Origin of the sequence: Methylobacterium mesophilicum, from assembly GCF_036441335.1 — a bacterium.
Classification (GTDB): Bacteria; Pseudomonadota; Alphaproteobacteria; order Rhizobiales; family Beijerinckiaceae; genus Methylobacterium; species Methylobacterium mesophilicum_B.
On the sequence record NZ_MLBW01000004.1, the window covers coordinates 41,660 to 59,237 of the forward strand.

The window sequence follows — 17,578 nt, forward strand, 5'->3', positions numbered from 1 at the left end:
TTCCCATTCCTGCGGCGGGGACCACGCAAGGGCCCCGAATCCTGGTCAGCCGCCCCGAAGTTCCGACAGGGGCGAAAAACGCGGTCCGCTTAGAGGGTCGGCCGCCAGGGATCAAGCTCCGCGACGCGCGGGAGCCCGCCGACCGGCCCCGCTGTCAAGCCGCCGACGCGAGTCTTGAACGCCGAAACAACAATCACAGGCAGTATCCGCGCCGCTTTCGCGCCACAGTGTGGCATCGCGGGCATAGCGGGATCCGTGCGGCCGAGCTTAAGTGGCGACAACAACGCGTCACCTCGGACCCCCCGCCATGATGAAGAAGCTCCTCCTCGCCACCGCCGCGACGGCCCTGGTCACGACGGCCGCCTCCGCCGCCGACCTTCCGCGCCGTGCCGCGCCGCCGCCGGTCTTCACGCCGGTGCCGGTCTTCACCTGGACGGGCTTCTACGGCGGTCTCGAGTCCGCCTACACCTTCACCGACCGTGAGCGCATCACGACCGTCGGCGTCCAGCCCGGCAACGCCGCCAACGTCGCCCTCGGCCGCCGCCCGTTCGCGACCTCGACCACGCAGGACGGCTTCGCCAACATCGGCGGCACCGCCGGCTACAACTACCAGTTCACGCCGGGCGCCGGCATCGTGGTCGGTCTCGCCAACAGCATCGACTGGACGGACATCACCAAGAACCGGGTCGTGCTCGGCACCGGCAACGTCGCCGGCGGCCCGCCGAACATCAGCCAGTTCCGTCAGAGCCTCGACTGGCTCGGCACCCTGACCGGCCGCGTCGGCTACGCCTTCGACCGCGTCCTGGTCTACGGGATGGGCGGCCTCGCCTACGGCAACGTGTTCCACGACGCCAACTTCTACACCCCGGGCGGCCGCCTCCAGTTCGCCGGCCGCTACGACGACTTCAAGATCGGCTACGCCTACGGCGGCGGCATCGAGTTCGCCCTGCCGACCGACAGCTTCCTGAACACCTTCGCGCTCGGCCGCTACATCGGCATCAAGTACGACGCCATCACGGTGAAGGCCGAGTACCTGCACTACGACCTCGGCAGCCAGAACGTGCTCGTCGGCGCGGTCCCGGGCGTGGGCAACGGCGCGTACATCTCGCGCTTCCGCACCGAGGGCAGCATCGTTCGCGCCGGCTTCAACTACAAGTTCGGCGGTATCTGAGTCGAACGGCGCCGGGGTTTCCCCGGCGGTTACCAGCGAGGGCGGGTGCCGGCATCGGCGCCCGCCCTTTTTCGTGGCGCGCGCGCCGCGCGCGGGCGTGCGGCAGCCCGGCTCGCGGCCCGAGNGCGGCCGCGGGCGGCGATGCGCCGCGCCAGGATCTCGGGGGGCGCCGTGATCTCGACGACGCTCACCCGCGGACCGGCCGCCCGCGCCTGCGCGACGACGCGGCGCGAGACGTTGCAGACCACCACGTGGCCGTCGGCGACGCGTCGGCCGACCGCCTCCGGGAGCGCGTAGCCGAGGCCGTGGGCGCGCCAGCTCAGGGTGAAGCGCCCGGCCGCGCAGCCCGCGGCGAAACCGGCCTCGTCGATCTCGTCGTTGTCCTCGTCGGCCGAGGGCGGGCGGGTGACGAGGCGGCGCGGGAAGACGTAGCGCGGGTCGTCGGCCAGGGCCGCCCGGGCGAGCCGGAGCAGCGTGTCCTTGCCGGCCCCGCTCGGGCCGACCACGAGGACGAGGCAGCCCGCCATCAGGCGACCCGCCGGCCGGCGCGCCAGACCTCGCGGACCACCGGCACGCCCTCGGCCCGCTGCACGCGCACGAGGTCTGCCCGCAGCCCGGGCGCCAGGGCGCCGCGATCGGTCAGGCCGGTGGCGCGGGCGGGGTTGGCCGTGACCGTGGCGAGCGCGGCGGGCAGCGTGATCGCGGGCGCCTGCTCGGGCAGCAGGAAGGCCGCCATCAGCAGGCTCGCCGGCACGTAGTCCGACGAGAGGATGTCGAGGTGCCCGACCTCGGCCAGCGCGAGGGCGGCGACGTTGCCGGAATGCGAACCGCCGCGGATCAGGTTCGGCGCGCCCATCATCACGGTGATGCCCTGCCGGTGCGCGGCCTCGGCCGCCTCCAGGGTGGTGGGGAACTCGGCCAGCCGCACGCCCTCGCCGACCGCGAGCTCGACGTCGGCCAGGGTGGTGTCGTCGTGGCTCGCGAGCGGGATGCCCATCTCGCGGGCGAACTGGACGAGGGCCGGCCGGTTCTTCGCGTTGAGCGCCCGCCCGTCGCGGACCTTGCGCTCGGTGTTGGCGCGGATCTCGTCCATCGGCCGACCGCCGCGGGTGGCGTAGGTGTAGTACTTCTCCATGTCGCGGAACTGCCGCTGGCCGGGCGTGTGGTCCATCAGCGAGATCAGGCCGACCTTGTAGCGGGCCGTGAAGGCCGCCACCGTGTCGAGCACGTCCAGGGAGGGCAGCTCGCAGCGCAGGTGCGTGAAGTGCTCGGCCCGGAACAGGTCCCCGGCGCGCGCGGCGGCGATGGCGCCGGCGAGCTGCTCCAGCTCGGAGCCGAGGCCGCTGCCGTCCGGATCGCTGCCGGCGCGGAGCGAGTCGAACACCGTGGTGATGCCCGAGGCGGTGATCTGCGCGTCGTAGGCCAGGACGGCGCCGAGGGGGTGCCAGCGCACCTTCGGGCGCGGCGCGAAATGGCTCTCCAGGTGGTCGGTGTGCAGCTCGATCAGGCCGGGGATCAGGTGGTCGCCGCCGAGATCGAGGCCGCGCGCGGGCGGGCGCCCCTCGCCGATCTCCGCGATCGCCCCGTCCGAGACCGCGAGCCAGCCGCGCTGCACCCGGTCCGGCAGGACCAGGGTCGCGTTCTCGAGGATGAAGTCGTCCATCGTGCGGATCCTCAGGCTGCCCGGGCGCGCGGCGCGAAGCGGGTGACATCGACCACCCGGGTCGCCACAGCGTCGCGCATCTCGCTGTCGTGGAAGATGCCGAGCACGCCGGCCCCGGCGCGGAGCTTCTCGCGGACGAGCTCGGCCACCACGGCGCGGTTCTCCGCGTCAAGGGAGGCGGTCGGCTCGTCGAGGAGCAGGAGCGGCCGGTCGGCGATCAGGCCCCGGGCGATGTTCACCCGCTGCTGCTCGCCGCCCGAGAAGGTCGCGGGCGGCAGGCCCCAGAGCCGCTCGGGCAGGTTCAGCCGGGCCAGCAGGGTCTCGGCCCGCCCGCGCGCCGCCGCTTCGGACAATCCGCCCTCGCGGCCGGCGGCCTCGACGACGTCGAGGGCCGGGACCCGCGGGATCACCCGGAGGAACTGCGAGACGTAGGCGATGACCCGCGCCCGCAGGGCCAGGACCGCCCGCGGATCGGCCCGGACGACGTCCACGACCGTCGCGCCGTCGCGGACCAGGATCGCGCCGCCGTCGCAGCGGTAATTGCCGTAGGCCATCTTCAGCAGCGAGGATTTCCCCGCTCCGGACGGGCCGCCCAGCACCACGCACTCGCCGGGCTCCACGGACAGGCTGACATCGCCCACCACCGGCAGGACGACGCCGCCGCGCAGGTGCAGGGTGAAGCTCTTGGCGACGGTCTCGAAGGTCAGGAGCGCGGTCATGCGGCGAGCACCGAGGCGACGAGGAGCTGGGTGTAGGCGTGCTCGGGATCGTCGAGCACCCGGTCGGTGAGGCCGGTCTCGATCACCCGGCCGGCGCGCATGACCATGATCCGGTGCGAGAGGAGCCGCGCCACCGCGAGGTCGTGGGTGACGATGATCACCGCGAGCCCCAGCTCGGCCGAGAGCCGGCGGATCAGGTCGAGGAGCCGGGCCTGGACCGAGACGTCGAGGCCGGAGGTCGGCTCGTCCATCAGCACCAGGCGGGGGCCGGTGACGAGGTTCCGGGCGATCTGCAGGCGCTGGCGCATGCCGCCGGAGAACCGCGTCGGCGGGTCGTCGATCCGGTCGGGGGCGATCTCGACCCGGCCGAGCCAGTCGAGGGCCTGGGCGCGGATCCGCCCGTAATGGCGGTCGCCGAGCCCCATCAGCCGCTCGCCGACATTGCCGCCGGCCGAGACCGCCATGCGCAGGCCCTGGGCCGCGTCCTGGCGGACGAACCCCCACTCGGTGCGCATCAGCGCCCGGCGCCCGGCCTCGCTGAGGGTGCCGAGGTCGCGCAGCGCGCCGTCGCGCATCCGGTAGGCGACCGTCCCGGAATCGGGCGCCAGCTCGGTGGCGATGAGGGAGAGGAGCGTCGACTTGCCGGAGCCGGATTCGCCCACGATCGCCAGCACCTCGCCGGGGACGAGGTCGAACGACACGTCGGCGCAGGCGAGGCGGGCACCGTAGCGCTTGGTCAGGCCGCGGACCTGAAGCAGGGATTCGCTCATCGGGTCGCCTCCGCGGCGTCGGGCAGGAAGGGGGGAACGAGGCGGAAGCTGTAGCCGTAGCGCTCGAAGCCGAGGCTCTCGTAGAAGGCGTGGGCCGGCTTGGCGTCGGCGTTCGACGACAGGGCGAGCTTGTAGCAGCCCCGCGCCTCGGCGAGGCGGGCCGCCGCGCGCATCATCGCCCGGCCGAGACCGCCGCCGCGGTGCCGGGACGCGACCACGACGCTCTCGACGAGGGCCGAGGGCGTGCCCCAGTGGGCGATGTTGTCGAGGATGACGAGGCAGAAGGTGCCGACGACCGCGCCGTCGCGCTCGGCCACGTAGAGCCCGTAATCGGGATAGGCCGCGAGCCGGTCGAGGAGCGCCCCGGCCTGCGCCAGGGTCGCGACCCGCCCGCCGTTCAGCTCGGCGTAGAGGTCGAGGATCGCGGGCAGGTCCGGTTTCCCGGCCCGGCGGACCGTGAGGTCGCCGGCGTCGCGTCTCACATCGCCACTCATGCCGCGTCCCCCGTGCCGACATGGCCGTCCGCGCGGCGCCCCTCGCAATGATCGGTGTCCGAGCAGACGAACATCCGCCTTCCGGCATCGTCCAGCAGCACCTCGTCGAGGTAGACGCACTCGGCACCGCACAGCGCGCAGGGATGCTCGAACGCCTGGATCCGGAACGGGTGATCCTCGAAGTCGAGGCTGCGCACCCGCGTGTCGGGCGGCACCGCGTAGATCCGCCGCTCGCGGCCCGCACCGAAGAGCTGGAGCGCCGGGCAGTCGTCCATCTTGGGGTTGTCGAATTTCGGCGTCGGCGACGGGTCCATCACGTAGCGGCCCGCCACCTCCACCGGGTACGCGTAGGTGGTGGCGATGTGGCCGTGGCGGCTGATGTCCTCGTAGAGCTTGACGTGCATGGCGCCGTACTCGGCCAGCGCGTGCAGCTGGCGGGTCTCGGTCTCCCGGGGCTCGAGGAAGCGCAGGGGCTCGGGGATCGGCACCTGGTAGATGAGGGTCTGTCCCTCGGTGAGCGGCGTCTCGGGGATGCGGTGGCGGGTCTGGATCACCGTCGCCTCCGCGGTGCGGGTGGTGGTGGCCACCCCGGCGGTCTTGGCGAAGAAGCGGCGGATCGAGACCGCGTTGGTGGTGTCGTCGGCCCCCTGGTCGATGACCTTGAGCACGTCCGAGCGGCCGAGGATCGCGGCCGTGACCTGCACGCCGCCGGTGCCCCAGCCGTAGGGCATCGGCATCTCACGGGAAGCGAAGGGCACCTGGTAGCCCGGTACCGCGATGGCCTTGAGGATGGCCCGGCGGATCATCCGCTTCGTGCCCTCGTCGAGATAGGCGAAGTTGTAGCCCGGTTCGCTCTCCGGGCGCTGCGCGATCGCGGCGCTCATTCGGCGGCCTCCTGCATCTCGGCGGCGTCGGACCCGCGCTCGAACTCGGTGCGTAGCCGGCGAACAAGTTCCAGCTCGGCCTGGAAGTCGACGTAGTGGGGCAGCTTCAGGTGCTCGACGAAGCCGGTCGCCTGGAGGCTGTCGCAGTGGGCCAGCACGAATTCCTGGTCCTGGGCCGGGCTCGCCACCGGCTCGCCGAGTTCCTCCGCGCGCAGCGCCCGGTCGACCAGGGCCATCGCCATGGCCTTGCGCTCGCTCTGCCCGAAACTCAGCCCGTAGCCGCGGGTGAACTGGGGCGGGGCCGCCCCCGAGCCCTTGAACTGGTTCACCATCTGGCACTCGGTGAGCCGCACCCGGCCGAGCGGCACCGCGAAGCCCAGCTCCTCGGGCACGAACTCCACGGCCACCTCGCCGACCCGGATCTCGCCGACGAACGGGTGGGTGCGGCCGTAGCCGCGCTGCGTCGAGTAGGCGAGTCCGAGCACGAAGCCCTCGTCGCCCCGGGCGAGCGCCTGCAGGCGCAGCGCCCGGTCGGCGGGATAGTCCACCGGCTCGCGGGTGAGGTCGCCCGCTGGCGCGCCGTCGTCCGGGGGCGACGGTTCGATCAGGCCGTCCCGGGCCAGCAGGTCGGTGACCCGCGGGCAGGTGCCGGCATCGGCCCGCGGCTCGGCCTCGGCGGCGGGCTCGATCCCGGCTTCGGTCTCGGCCGCGAGCGCGAAATCGACCAGCCGGTGGGTGTAGTCGAAGGTCGGCCCGAGCACCTGCCCGCCCGGCAGGTCCTTGAAGGTCGCGGAGATCCGGCGCTCGACCGCCATCGCCCCGGTGTCGACCGGCGCCGAGGCGCCGAACCGGGGCAGCGTGGTCCGGTAGGCGCGGACCAGGAACACCGCCTCGACCACGTCGCCGCGGGCCTGCTTGAGCGCCAGCGCCGCGAGGTCCGGATCGTAGAGCGAGCCCTCGGTCATGACCCGGTCGACCAGCAGCGCCATCTGCGCGCGGATCTGCGCGACGGAGAGCTCGGGCACGGCCGGGTCGCCCCGGCGCGCCTCGGCGAGGAGCCGGTGGGCGTTGTCGATGGCGGCCTCGCCGCCCTTCACGGCCACGTACATGGATCAGGCCTCCGTCACCGTCGTGGAGCGCGGCAGGCCGGCCACGCGGCCGGGCGCCGTCAGGATCAGGTCGACGCCCAGGGGGAAGCCCGCGCGGTTCTCGGCGAGCTGCGCCGCGAAGCCGTCCGGCAGGGGCGCCGGCGCGATCCGGGCGGTGCCCCGGATGCCGGGGCCGGACAGGTGGAGCCCCTCCCCCTCCGCGAGCGCGTCGAGGGCGAGCACCAGGGTCGTGGCGGTGTCGGGATAGGCCGGCGTCCCGGGGGCGAACTCCGCCAGCGGCGGGCAGCGTGCCGGGTCACGGACCAGCGCGAAGGCCGCCGCGGCCGGGTCGCCGGTGAGCGGCGCGCCGGTGTGGAAGCGCAGGTATTCCGCGACCTCCGGCGCCGCGGCGAGGGCCGGATCGAGCCAGACCGGCGTGTCGGCGTCGGTGAGCGTCAGCGCGACGGCGGCCAGTTCCGGCGTCAGGGGCGCGGGCGGCGCGAGGCCCGGCGCGAGAGGCCGGACGCGGCCGGGGCGGGCGAGGGCGTCCATCACGGCGCGGAACGTAGGCTCCACGAAGGTGCCCCGGCCCTGGCGGGCTCGTGCGCGCCAGCCAGGGCCGGGGCACCTTCGTGGAGGAGGCACCGCTCGCCTACCCGATCGGGCCGCGGACGCGCTTCTCCGAGATCGTCGCCGGGGCCGGGCGCGAGGCCTGGGGCGACCTCGTCGCCGCGACCACGGTCCCGGCCGGGACCGAGCAGGCGGCGTCCCTCGCCCTCGCCCCCGGCGCGCCGATCCTGGAGCTGTTGACGGTCCACCGGGCGGACGGCGCCCCGCTCTCGACGGCGCTGACCTGGCTGCCGCTGCCGCGCTTCGCGGGCTTCGCCGAGGCCTACGCGGCGCGCGGCTCGATCACCCGGGCCTTCGCGACCTGCGGCGTCCACGACTACACCCGGCTCTCGACGCGGATCCGGGCCCGCCCCGCGGATTCCGCCGAGGCGCAGCGCCTCGACATCGCGCCCGGGCGGGTCGTTCTGGTGGTGTCGAGCGTCAACGTCGATCCCGCCGGCGTGCCGATCCAGGCGAACCGCACCCTGTTCGCCGCCGACCGCGTGGAGCTGGTGATCGGCGGGTGACGCGACGGCGGCGGCACACCGTCCTCGCGAGCGGAGCGAATCAACCCGGGGCAGCGCGACCCGGAGTGATCGCACTCCACTGGTGATGCCGGAGAGCCGAGGCCTCCCTCAGCGCGCCGCCGGCCCGATGATCGCCCGGCGCAGGCGGGTCGAGACCCAGTCGATCGCCGCCACGGTCACGAGGATCATCAGCACCAGGAAGGCGACCTGCTGCAGCTCCAGCACGCGGATCAGCTCGGTGAGGTACTGGCCGATGCCGCCGGCGCCGACGATGCCGATGATCGTCGCCGAGCGGGTGTTCGACTCGAAGAAGTACAGGACCTGGCTCGCCAGCACCGGCAGCACCCCGGGGATCAACCCGAAGCGGATGCGGTGGAGCGCCGAGCCGCCCGAGGCGACGACGCCCTCGCCGGGCCGCCTGTCGCAGGTCTCGATCGCCTCGGAGAACAGCTTGCCGAGCGCCCCGAAATCCGAGCACGCGATCGCGAGCGCCCCCGCGAACGGGCCCAGGCCGACGACGTTGATCCAGATCAGCGCCCAGATCAGCACGTCGACCGAGCGCATCACGTCGAGGCCGCGGCGGACCGCGAACCGCGCGAAGGGGTTGGGCACGACGTTCCGGGCCGCCAGGAACGCCACCGGGAAGGCGAGGATCGCCGCCGCGAGCGTGCCCAGGAAGGCGATGCCGAGGGTCTCGCCCAGCGCGTGCAGGAAGGTCCAGAACTGGCCCTCCGGCGACGGCGGCAGCATCAGCACCGCGAAGGTGCCGAGCCGCCCGAGCCCGTGGAGGATCCGCGCCACCGAGAAGTCGAGGCGCCAGTAGCCGAGCGCGGCGAGCCCGACCAGCACGGCGAGCAGGGCGGCGAGCCGCGCCCGCCCCGGCCAGTCGGTGCGGAACTGCGCGGGGTAGCGGGCGCGCAGGCGGGCGAGGTCGGCCCGGGCCGCCGCCCGCAGGGCCTCGGGACGCGCGCTCATCGGGCGTGCTCCGCGCCGATCAGGCGGTGGCGGACCCGCTCGGTGGCGAGGTCGATGCAGAACACGGTCAGGATGATCAGCACGAGGATCGCGCTCACGTCCGCGTAGTAGAAATTGCGGATCGCCACGAGAAATTCCTGGCCGATGCCGCCGGCGCCGACGAAGCCCATCACCCCGGCGCCGCGCACGTTGATCTCGAAGCGCAGCAGCGCGTAGGAGGCGAAGTTCGACAGCACCTGCGGCAGGACCGCGAAGCGCACCGTCTGGACCCAGGTCGCGCCCGAGGCCGACAGGCCCTCGACGGGCCGCATGTCGATATTCTCGACCACCTCGGCGAACAGCTTGCCCAGCGCCCCCGTGGTGTGGATCGCGATGGCGAGCACGCCCACCATCGGGCCGAGGCCGAAGGCGATGACGAAGATCAGCGCGAACACCACCTCGGGGACGGTGCGGCACAGTTCCAGGAGGCGCTTGGCGCCGACGCGCAGCGCGCGCGACCGCACGAGGTTGGCGGCGGCCACGAAGCTGAGGGCGAAGCCCGCGAGCCCCCCGAGCAGCGTCCCGAGATAGGCCATGAGCAGGGTCTCGCCCAGCAGGCCGAGCCATTTGGGCAGGCCCCAGTACCAGGCGCGGACGTCCTCGAGCGGGTGCGCGAGGCCGATCGGCGGCAGGATCTGCTGGATGTAGGCGGTGAACTTGCCGATGTTCTCGGCGAAGACCAGCGGCCGCACCTCGGCGATCAGGCCGGCGACCACGGCGAGCGCCGCCACCAGGGCGAGGCCCGCCAGCGTGCGGCGGCGGGCCTCGTCGGTCGCCGCCGCGTAGAGGCCGGAGAGGGCGGCTGCCCGCTCCGGCGACAGGGGGGTCAGGCCGCGCAAGGCGGGCGGCTCCGGATCAGGACTTCCGGCGCTGCTCGTCGTTGAACCGCAGCATGTCGATGATCGGCTGGTAATCTTTGAGGGTCACCGGCGTGAGGTCCTGGTCCTTGCCGTCGGACAGCCGGTCGAAGGCGGCCTTGTCGGCCTTCGGCAGGGCCACGAAGGCGTCGCGGATCTTGGCCTTCAGGTCGTCCGGCAGGCTCGCCAGCATGGCGAAGGGCCCCTCCGGTAGGAAGTCGGACTTGAACACGACCCGGAAGTCCGACTGCTGCATCGGCGTGCCGTCGGGCTTCTTGAGCATGCCCTTGGCGGCCATGCGGGTGACCATCGTGTCGGTCTCGGAATTCCACAGGTTGGCGGCAGCGTCGGCGGTGCCCTGGGTGAGCGCCAGGACGGCGTTCTCGTGGCTGCCCGCGTAGAAGGTCTTGCCGAAGAACTTCTCGACGTCGTAGCCGGCCCGCTTGAGGAAGAAGCGCGGCGCCTGGTTGCCCGAGGTGGAGTTCGGATCGACCAGCGCGAGGTTCTTGCCCTTGAGATCCTCGACGGTCTTGTAGGGGCTGGAGGCCAGCACGTAGACCACCGAATAGTAGCCCGAGGCGCCGGTCTCGTGCTTCTGGTTGACGATCGGCTCGATCTTCACGCCGGTCATCACGGCCCGCGCGAACGAGGCGGGCCCGTACCACGCGATCTGGATGTTGCCGGCGCGCTGGCCCTCGATCACGGCGGCGTAGTCGCTCGCCACCCGCAGCTTCACCGGCACGCCGAGCGTCTTGGTCAGGTAGGCGGTGAGCGGCGCCCAGCGGTCGGCGGTGCCCGAGGCGTTCTCGGCCGGGATCACGCCCAGGGTCAGCTCCGGATACTGGGCCTTCCAGTCCTGGGCGGCGGCCGGCAGGCCGAGGAGGGCGAGGGCCGCGGCGGCGGCGGCGAGGGTGCGTCGGGTGATCATCGGGTCGTCCTTCGTGGCGTCGGCGAGGTTCGGCCGGCCAGAGGCCGGTCGGGCGTTTCCAAGACGGTGCGCGTTGGCGGTGCGCTTTGGCGGTGTTCGTTGGGGCCCGGGGCCCGGATCAGGCGCCGAGGGCGGCCTCGCGGACCGGCCGCGCCGGCACGTGACCGGGCCGGCCCGGCATCGCGGCCCGCTGCTCCGACTCGCGCTGCGCGGAATCGTCCAGCACCTCGCCGGCCTCCAGGCCGTAGAGCCGGCGCGCCACGTCCTCGGTGAGGTCGAAGGGGCCGCCCTCGAACACGACCCGCCCGGCCGCGAGGCCGACGAGGCGGTCGCAGTAGGCGCGGGCGAGGTCGAGGGAGTGCAGGTTGCACAGCACCGTGATGCCGTAGCGCCGGTTCACGTCGGCGAGCGCGTCCATCACGAGCCGCGTGTTGCGCGGGTCGAGGGAGGCGACCGGCTCGTCGGCGAGCAGGATCTCGGGCTCCTGCACGAGGGCGCGGGCGATGGCGACGCGCTGCTGCTGCCCGCCCGACAGGCCGTCGGCCCGCTGGCCGGCGAACTCGCCCATGTCGAAGCTCTCCAGGGCGGCGAGGGCCATGGCCCGGTCCTCGGCGGACCATTGCCGGAGCAGGGCGCGGTAGGTCGGCACGTGGCTGAGGCGCCCCATCAGCACGTTGGTCATGACGTCGAGCCGGCCGACGAGGTTGAACTGCTGGAAGATCATGGCGCAGCGGGTGCGCCACTCACGCAGCGGGCGGCCGCGCAGGGTCGTGACCTCACGGCCATCGTGGAAGATGCGGCCCGAACTCGGGTCCGCCAGCCGGTTGATGAGGCGCAGCAGCGTCGACTTGCCGGCACCGGACCGGCCGATCACCCCGACGAAGCTGCCGGGCTCGATCCGGAGCGACACGCCGTCGACGGCGCGCCGGTCGCCGTACTGGCGCGTGAGATCCTCGATAACCAGCATGCCACCATCCGCCGGGGAACGGCCGCACGTAGACGCCGGTTTGACGACGATTGGATGACGTATTCGGGACGATTATATTTGCCGGCGCAGCATCTCGGCCTTTCGATAGCCGACTTAATCTTCGTGGTGTTCCAGGAATGCTTCGATGGGCAGCTCGCGAAAATCCGGCAGCGCCCGGCGCAGGCGCTCGTGGTCCCAGTCCCACCACGCTAAGCGGGTCAGACGGTCCGCGACCGCCTCCGGGAAGCGGCGCCGGACCGGCCTGGCGGGATTGCCGACCACGATCGTGTAGGGCTCGACGTCGCGGGTGACGATGGCGCCCGCCCCCACCACCGCGCCGGTGCCGATCGTGCGCCCGGGCAGGACGACCGCGCCGTGACCGATCCAGACATCGTGGCCGATCGCCACCGGGCTCGCCCGGCGCCGGTCGAAGAAGGCGGGCTCGTCCGGTTCCTCCGGCCAGTAGGCGCGCGCCCGGTAGGTGAAGTGCGCCTGCGACGCCCGCTCCATCGGGTGGTTGCCGGGATTGATCCGGACGCTGGCGGCGATCGAGCAGAACTTGCCGATCGCGGTGTAGATCACCTCGCCGTCCTCACCGATGTAGGAATAGTCGTCGAGCACGGTCTCGGTGAGCCGGGTGCGGGCGCCGACCTCGGTGTAGCGGCCGAGGCGGCAGTCGACGACCCGGGCGCTCGGATCGAGCGCGGGTTCGAGGCCGAGGGGGCGGTCAACCACGGGCCTCTCCGAAGGGCAGGCGCGCCAGGAGCCGGAACGGCCCCGACCCGTCCTGGGTCAGGAGGCTGACGGCGTCGATCCGCAGGGGCTCCGGCCCCGCGGCGGCGTAGGCCTCGGACAGGCGCCGGTGCCAGGGATCGCGCTCCGCCTCCGGCAGGGCGTCGGTCAGGGTCATGTGGAAGCGGAAGGCCTCGAACACGTAGGGATAGCCCCAGCGGTCGAGGAGCGCGCGGCCGCGCGGGTCGAGGCGCTCCGGCCGGCGCTTGGCGCGCTCGGCCTCGGTGAGCGGTGCCCGGAACGGGTCGAGGGCGGCGACGCACTCGGCGGCGAGGAGGCCGAGTTCCGGCCGGCCAGCACCGCGAGATAGCTCTTGGCGATCGAGAAGGTCATGTCGGGGCGGGCCGTGTNATTTCGGCGGCTGGGTCGATCTCGCCTTCCAGCGCTTCATCGAGGTCTGGGGCGGCATCCCGACCCTCTACCTGATCATCATCATCTCGGCCTTCATCGCCCCGGGCTTCTTCGTCCTGCTCGGGATCATGCTGCTGTTCTCGTGGGTCGCGCTCGTGAGCGTGGTGCGCGTCCGCGAGGGCGCTGGCGGCGGCGACGAGGTCGGCCTCCCCGGCCCCCGGGGCGAGGCGCAGCGGCGCCTTGAGGGTGGCGTGGAACCCGTAGACCCGCGCGCCCGCCGTGACGGCGGCGAGATCGCTCAGCCCCTCCGGGTGGGGGACCGGCAGCCCGGAGGCGTTGTCGTGGCCGAGGACGGCGCGCCCGAAGGCTTCGAGGCGGGAGCCCGGGGCGGGCAGGCAGTAGAGGGCGTAGCGGCGCGACACGTCAGGGACTCCGGTCGCCGGGCGATCAGGCCGTCGGCGCGTAGGTGCGCGCGTCGGCGGCCCGCCGCGGACGCACGTCCATGGCGTTGCCCCGCCACACGATGGCGCTCCGCATCCAGGCGCCGACCCAGATCGCCGGGATCAGTGCGTCGCGCGCCAGGAAGGCGGCCAGCGTGCGGGGCGAGCGATGCCAGCCCGCGCGGACCGCGAGCCGGTACTCGGCGGCATAGCACAGGCCGGCGAGGCCGGCAGCGCCCGCGAGGCCCGCGAGGCTGCCGGCCCAGAGGGCGACGAGGAGCGCCGGCAGCAGGACGCCGCTGCCGATCTCGGGGGCGAAGAACAGCGGGAAGGTCACGCGGCGCAGGCGCGCCCAGCGCAGCTGCCGCGACCAGACCTCCCGGAAGCCGCGCGGGCCGAGCGGCTGCTCGAACGGGCTCGCCACGAGGTGGACCCGCTTGCCGGCGGCGCGCACGAGCTTGGTGGCGGCCGCGTCCTCGGCGATCTCGGCCGCCAGCGCCTGGAGGCCGCCCTGCCCCTCCAGGAAGGGCTTGTGCCAGAGCATGCTCTTGCCCTGCGCGAAGCCCAGCCCGAAGGCCTCGGCGGCGTACTGCCAGCGCGCCTGGAGGGTGTTCAGGAAGGCGCACTCCACCTCCGCCATGAAGCTGCCCGGGCGGGCGCCGGCCGGCGTGGAGCAGACGAGGCCGGTATCGGCGCGCCACGCCGCCTGGAGCCGCTGGAGGTAGTCCGGCGGCATGGCGACGTTGGAATCGGCGAGCACCACCCAGTCGTGGGCGGCGGCGCGCCAGCCGCGCAGGCAGTTGTTGAGCTTCGGGTTCGCGCTGACGCGCTCGTCGCCGCGGATCAGGCGGGCCGGCACGTGCGGGTGGGCCTCGATCAGCCGCTCCACCATCGGGACGATCGGGTCCGCCGGGTCGGCCACGCAGAAGATCAGCTCGTAGGCCGGGTAGTCGAGGCGGAAGCTGCGGAGGAGCATCTCCTCGCTGTAGGCCTCGACCCCGCGCAGCGGGCGGACCAGGGAGACGGCCGCGCCGTCCGGGAACCGCGACGGGCCGTGATCCCGGCCGAGGCGCCGGCCCGCGACGGCGATGCTGCCGATCTGGACGACGGCCAGGAGCGCGCCGAGGGACAGGGCCGGCACCGTGGCGTCAATCATGCGGATCCCTCGTGCGATCGGGCGAGCGGTCCGGTCCGCTAGCGGCCGGACCGCGTCAGGCGTGTGACAGCGCCGCCGCCCGACGCTCTCGGACCCGCTCGCCGACGCGGGGCGTCGCGGGCCGTCACCCAACCGTCACCGCGCGGTTTTAATCCCCGTTCACCACGAGAGATTCCGCGCGAGGGTTCATGTCCGATTCCGCCGTGATGCCGTCGGGGGCCGCGGGAGGCCGGAAGGCGGGCGGCCCCCGCCTCGACCACGGGACGCATCTCGGCGGGGTGGTCGCGTTCCTGCTCGTCCTCGTGGCGGGCCTCGGCTACGCGGTGGTGAGCCTCATCGCGGACATGAACGCGGTCGGGGAGGCGCCCCTGGCCTACGGCGCCTTCGCGCTGCTCGGCCTCGCCCTGCTGATCGCCCTCGCCTTCGAGTTCGTGAACGGCTTCCACGACACCGCCAACGCGGTCGCGACGGTGATCTACACCCACTCGATGCCGCCGCTCGTCGCGGTGATCTGGTCGGGCGTCTTCAACTTCCTCGGCGTGATGCTGTCCTCGGGCGCCGTGGCCTACGCCATCGTCACGCTCCTGCCGGTCGAGCTGATCCTCAACGTCGGCTCGCACGCGGGCTACGCGATGATCTTCGCGCTGCTGCTGGCGGCCATCCTCTGGAACCTCGGGACCTGGGCCTTCGGGCTGCCGAACTCGTCGTCCCACGCGCTGATCGGCTCGGTGCTCGGCGTCGGCCTCGCCAACCAGCTGATGAACGGCGGCGACGGCACCGCGGGGGTCGACTGGACCCAGGCGCTCAACGTCTTCAAGGCGCTGCTGTTCTCGCCGGTCTGCGGCTTCGTGCTCGCGGCGCTGCTGCTGCTCGCCCTGAAGGTCACGGTCCGCAGCCAGGACCTCTACGAGGCGCCCGAGGGCGACGCGCCCCCGCCCCCGTGGATCCGCGGCCTGCTGATCCTCACCTGCACGCTGGTCTCGTTCTTCCACGGCGGCAATGACGGGCAGAAGGGCATGGGCCTGATCATGCTGATCCTGATCGGCGCGGCCCCCACCGCCTACGCGCTCAACCGCACCATGGCGGACGACACGACGCCCGCCTTCGTGCAGGCCTCGACGGCGGCGAGCGCGGTGTTCTCCGCCCGCGCGCCCGGCGCGTCGGTTCCGGACGCCGCCGCCGCGCGCCGGACGGTGACGGAGGCGCTCAAGACCAAGGCGCTGAACACGCCGCCCGTCTACGCGGCGCTGGCGGCGCTCTCCGACGACATCGCCGCCAGCGTGAAGAATTACGGCGCGATCCGCACGGTGCCGGCCGCCCAGACCCAGAACCTGCGCAGCGACATGTACCTCGCCGCCGACGCGGTGCGCGTGCTGCCGGGCGCCGGGGCCGATTTCTCGGAGGCCGACAGGGCCGACCTGAAGCGCTACGCGGGCCTGCTCAACGACGGCACGCGCTACATCCCGGGCTGGGTCAAGGTCTGCGTCGCCCTGGCGCTGGGTCTCGGCACCATGGTCGGATGGAAGCGCATCGTCGTCACGGTGGGCGAGAAGATCGGCAAGACTCACCTGACCTACGCGCAGGGCGCCTCGGCCGAGATCGTCGCCGCCGGCACGATCGGGCTGGCCGAGCTCTACGGCCTGCCGGTCTCGACCACCCACATCCTGTCGTCGGGCGTCGCCGGAACGATGGCGGCCAACGGCTCCGGCCTCCAGATGTCCACGGTGCGCAACATGGCGCTCGCCTGGATCCTGACCCTGCCGGCGGCGATCACCCTCGCGGCCGTGCTGTTCTTCATCCTGCGCCACGTGTTCTGACACGGGTCCGGCCGGCGGGGCCGGGCCGGAGACCGCGCTCCGCCCCCCGACGCAGCGACCCGGTCTCCGGCTTCCTGCAGCGTGCCCCGACGCGTCAGGAACTCGCCATCGCCCGCACGAAGGCCAGGCAGGTCCGGCGCGCCGCCGGACTGTCGATCGTCACGAAGGCCGAGACGAGGTCGGCCGCCTGGGTCATGGCCGCGTCGGGCCGGTCGGCATCCGGGTAGAAGCTCGCCACCGGCACGTCGAGGATGCCGGCGATGCGGCTCAGGGCGTCGCTCGCGCAGGCCGTTGCCGGAGACGGCGCGCGGGTCCGGGCCGGATCGGCGGAAGCGTCGGGCGCCATCGCTCAGGCCGCCTTGTGGCCGAGCTGATGGCCGAGCTGGATCGCCCGGGCGATCTCCGAGCGCCGCGCGGCGTAGCCCGGGGCCACCATCGGGTAGTCGGCCGGAAGGCCGTACTTCGCCCGGTACCCCTCGGGGGTGAGGCCGTGCGCGGTGAGGTGGCGCTTCAGGGTCTGGTAGGATCGGCCATCGATGAAGCTGACCAGGCCGGTCTCCTGGATCGAGGCATCGACCTTCGACTGGCTCAGCCCCCGCCTTCCGAATTCCGACGGCGCGCAGCGGAGCACCGCGATCGCCGCGTGCACTTGATCGATCAGCGCCGGCAGCGCCGTGACCTCGATCGCGTTGCGCGAGACGTAGGCCGCGACGATCGCGCCGACCTTCTCGAGCATGAAAGTTGAACGGTGGTCGATAAGATGGTCCATCTGAGACATCGCTGTTGGAGGGCGTCCCGCGCTCCGGGCCCCGTCTCCGGCGGACCGGCTCGCGCGGGTCTCGGGGAGAGGCTGGCCCGGCCGCGAAGCGATCGAGGGATTTCTACCTCAAGTTGATTTATCTCCGTTTCTTGAGGTTGCAGATAATATACAATCTGGGCGGACGGGGGTTTGTCCGACGGCGCGAGGATTTTTGCTCCACCGCGCAACCGGACGCATTTCGGCAATGGTTACTGATACGTTCACTGTTTTCGGGCGCGAAGAGCGGTGCCGAAACCCGAGTTCGGGCGATCTCGGCCTCGGTGCCACGCCTCGGGACCGTCCGGTCGCGTGCCCGTCGCAATGCGTACGGCGGGGGGTGCCATCGGACAGCGGCGGCGCCCCCGACGGCCCGGAGGCAGGACGGCTCCCGAGCGCTGCGCGTGGTCGGGAAGCGCGCCGGCCGCGCGCTCATCCGGCCCTCTGCCGGCTCTCCGGCTCCGGGACGTGTTCCGCGCGGGCGGCCGGCCCATCGCCGACCGGATCCGGGAGCGCCGGCTGGCGGCGGCCGCGC

At 72.9% G+C, this 17,578-nt stretch carries 20 protein-coding genes and 1 pseudogene; 4 read left to right on the forward strand and 17 right to left on the reverse strand.

What is annotated here, in order from left to right; genetic code table 11:
• Window positions 1–307: 307 nt before the first annotated feature.
• Window positions 308–1,171, forward strand: coding sequence for a porin family protein (locus tag MMR14E_RS02470; RefSeq protein ID WP_331312659.1), 864 nt, complete (start codon window positions 308–310; stop codon window positions 1,169–1,171).
• A 29-nt stretch (window positions 1,172–1,200) separates the two neighbouring features.
• Here MMR14E_RS02470 and MMR14E_RS02475 read toward each other — a convergent pair whose 3' ends face one another.
• From MMR14E_RS02475 to phnH, 8 genes are read right to left on the reverse strand one after another with little or no spacing between them, the layout of a single operon-like run.
• Window positions 1,201–1,698, reverse strand: a complete 498-nt coding sequence (locus tag MMR14E_RS02475) for a phosphonate metabolism protein/1,5-bisphosphokinase (PRPP-forming) PhnN (RefSeq protein WP_331312660.1) — start codon at window positions 1,696–1,698, stop codon at window positions 1,201–1,203.
• Window positions 1,698–2,834 carry an alpha-D-ribose 1-methylphosphonate 5-triphosphate diphosphatase gene (locus MMR14E_RS02480; protein WP_331312661.1) on the reverse strand — a complete coding sequence of 379 codons (1,137 nt, stop codon included), beginning with the start codon at window positions 2,832–2,834 and terminating at the stop codon, window positions 1,698–1,700. The genes MMR14E_RS02475 and MMR14E_RS02480 overlap by 1 nt, the downstream gene beginning before the upstream one ends.
• Window positions 2,835–2,845: 11 nt before the next feature.
• Complete coding sequence (phnL, locus tag MMR14E_RS02485; protein ID WP_331312662.1) at window positions 2,846–3,553, reverse strand: phosphonate C-P lyase system protein PhnL; 708 nt, start codon at window positions 3,551–3,553, stop codon at window positions 2,846–2,848.
• Window positions 3,550–4,323, reverse strand: a complete 774-nt coding sequence (gene phnK, locus MMR14E_RS02490) for a phosphonate C-P lyase system protein PhnK (RefSeq protein ID WP_331312663.1) — start codon at window positions 4,321–4,323, stop codon at window positions 3,550–3,552. Before phnK ends, phnL begins: the two co-directional genes overlap by 4 nt.
• Entirely contained in the window at window positions 4,320–4,805 is a 486-nt protein-coding gene (locus MMR14E_RS02495) for a GNAT family N-acetyltransferase (protein ID WP_331312664.1), read from the reverse strand. The genes phnK and MMR14E_RS02495 overlap by 4 nt, the downstream gene beginning before the upstream one ends.
• A gap of 8 nt (window positions 4,806–4,813) precedes the next feature.
• A complete protein-coding gene (locus MMR14E_RS02500) occupies window positions 4,814–5,701 on the reverse strand; it encodes an alpha-D-ribose 1-methylphosphonate 5-phosphate C-P-lyase PhnJ (RefSeq protein WP_331312665.1) in 888 nt (295 codons plus the stop codon).
• Window positions 5,698–6,810: a carbon-phosphorus lyase complex subunit PhnI gene (locus tag MMR14E_RS02505; RefSeq protein WP_331312666.1), complete on the reverse strand. Its 1,113-nt coding sequence runs from the start codon at window positions 6,808–6,810 to the stop codon at window positions 5,698–5,700. The genes MMR14E_RS02500 and MMR14E_RS02505 overlap by 4 nt, the downstream gene beginning before the upstream one ends.
• Window positions 6,811–6,813: 3 nt before the next feature.
• A complete protein-coding gene (gene phnH / locus MMR14E_RS02510) occupies window positions 6,814–7,365 on the reverse strand; it encodes a phosphonate C-P lyase system protein PhnH (protein ID WP_419539285.1) in 552 nt (183 codons plus the stop codon).
• Window positions 7,366–7,391: 26 nt separating this feature from the next.
• Here phnH and phnF point away from each other — a divergent pair, with 26 nt between their 5' ends.
• Complete coding sequence (gene phnF, locus MMR14E_RS02515) at window positions 7,392–7,925, forward strand: phosphonate metabolism transcriptional regulator PhnF (protein WP_331312667.1); 534 nt, start codon at window positions 7,392–7,394, stop codon at window positions 7,923–7,925.
• A 108-nt stretch (window positions 7,926–8,033) separates the two neighbouring features.
• Here the strand turns inward: phnF and phnE (MMR14E_RS02520) are convergent, their stop codons facing one another.
• The 6 genes from phnE (MMR14E_RS02520) to MMR14E_RS02545 form a co-directional block, all read right to left on the reverse strand.
• Window positions 8,034–8,900, reverse strand: a complete 867-nt coding sequence (phnE, locus tag MMR14E_RS02520) for a phosphonate ABC transporter, permease protein PhnE (RefSeq protein WP_331312668.1) — start codon at window positions 8,898–8,900, stop codon at window positions 8,034–8,036.
• A complete protein-coding gene (gene phnE / locus MMR14E_RS02525; protein ID WP_331312669.1) occupies window positions 8,897–9,778 on the reverse strand; it encodes a phosphonate ABC transporter, permease protein PhnE in 882 nt (293 codons plus the stop codon). Before phnE (MMR14E_RS02525) ends, phnE (MMR14E_RS02520) begins: the two co-directional genes overlap by 4 nt.
• Window positions 9,779–9,794: 16 nt before the next feature.
• On the reverse strand, window positions 9,795–10,724 hold the full coding sequence (gene phnD / locus MMR14E_RS02530) for a phosphonate ABC transporter substrate-binding protein (RefSeq protein ID WP_331294672.1): 930 nt from the start codon (window positions 10,722–10,724) through the stop codon (window positions 9,795–9,797).
• A gap of 118 nt (window positions 10,725–10,842) precedes the next feature.
• Window positions 10,843–11,691 (reverse strand): phosphonate ABC transporter ATP-binding protein, encoded by an 849-nt coding sequence (gene phnC, locus MMR14E_RS02535; protein WP_331312670.1) that lies wholly within the window; start codon window positions 11,689–11,691, stop codon window positions 10,843–10,845.
• Window positions 11,692–11,805: 114 nt separating this feature from the next.
• Window positions 11,806–12,426, reverse strand: a complete 621-nt coding sequence (locus MMR14E_RS02540; RefSeq protein ID WP_331312671.1) for a chloramphenicol acetyltransferase — start codon at window positions 12,424–12,426, stop codon at window positions 11,806–11,808.
• Window positions 12,419–12,892, reverse strand: a complete 474-nt coding sequence (locus MMR14E_RS02545; RefSeq protein ID WP_419539286.1) for a DUF1045 domain-containing protein — start codon at window positions 12,890–12,892, stop codon at window positions 12,419–12,421. The genes MMR14E_RS02540 and MMR14E_RS02545 overlap by 8 nt, the downstream gene beginning before the upstream one ends.
• On the opposite strand from MMR14E_RS02545, the pseudogene MMR14E_RS02550 reads away from it, so the two are divergent.
• A pseudogene (locus MMR14E_RS02550) lies at window positions 12,837–13,004 on the forward strand (ABC transporter permease); the annotation flags it as partial. The gene MMR14E_RS02545 and the pseudogene MMR14E_RS02550 sit on opposite strands and share 56 nt — an antisense overlap.
• A 277-nt stretch (window positions 13,005–13,281) precedes the next feature.
• Here the strand turns inward: MMR14E_RS02550 and MMR14E_RS02555 are convergent.
• Window positions 13,282–14,430: a ceramide glucosyltransferase gene (locus MMR14E_RS02555; RefSeq protein WP_331312672.1), complete on the reverse strand. Its 1,149-nt coding sequence runs from the start codon at window positions 14,428–14,430 to the stop codon at window positions 13,282–13,284.
• Between the two features lie 188 nt (window positions 14,431–14,618).
• On the opposite strand from MMR14E_RS02555, the gene MMR14E_RS02560 reads away from it, so the two are divergent.
• Window positions 14,619–16,247, forward strand: a complete 1,629-nt coding sequence (locus MMR14E_RS02560; protein ID WP_331312673.1) for an inorganic phosphate transporter — start codon at window positions 14,619–14,621, stop codon at window positions 16,245–16,247.
• A 94-nt stretch (window positions 16,248–16,341) separates the two neighbouring features.
• Here MMR14E_RS02560 and MMR14E_RS02565 read toward each other — a convergent pair whose 3' ends face one another.
• Entirely contained in the window at window positions 16,342–16,593 is a 252-nt protein-coding gene (locus tag MMR14E_RS02565) for a hypothetical protein (protein WP_331312674.1), read from the reverse strand.
• A 3-nt stretch (window positions 16,594–16,596) separates the two neighbouring features.
• Window positions 16,597–17,016 (reverse strand): MucR family transcriptional regulator, encoded by a 420-nt coding sequence (locus MMR14E_RS02570; protein ID WP_331312675.1) that lies wholly within the window; start codon window positions 17,014–17,016, stop codon window positions 16,597–16,599.
• Window positions 17,017–17,578 lie beyond the last annotated feature (562 nt).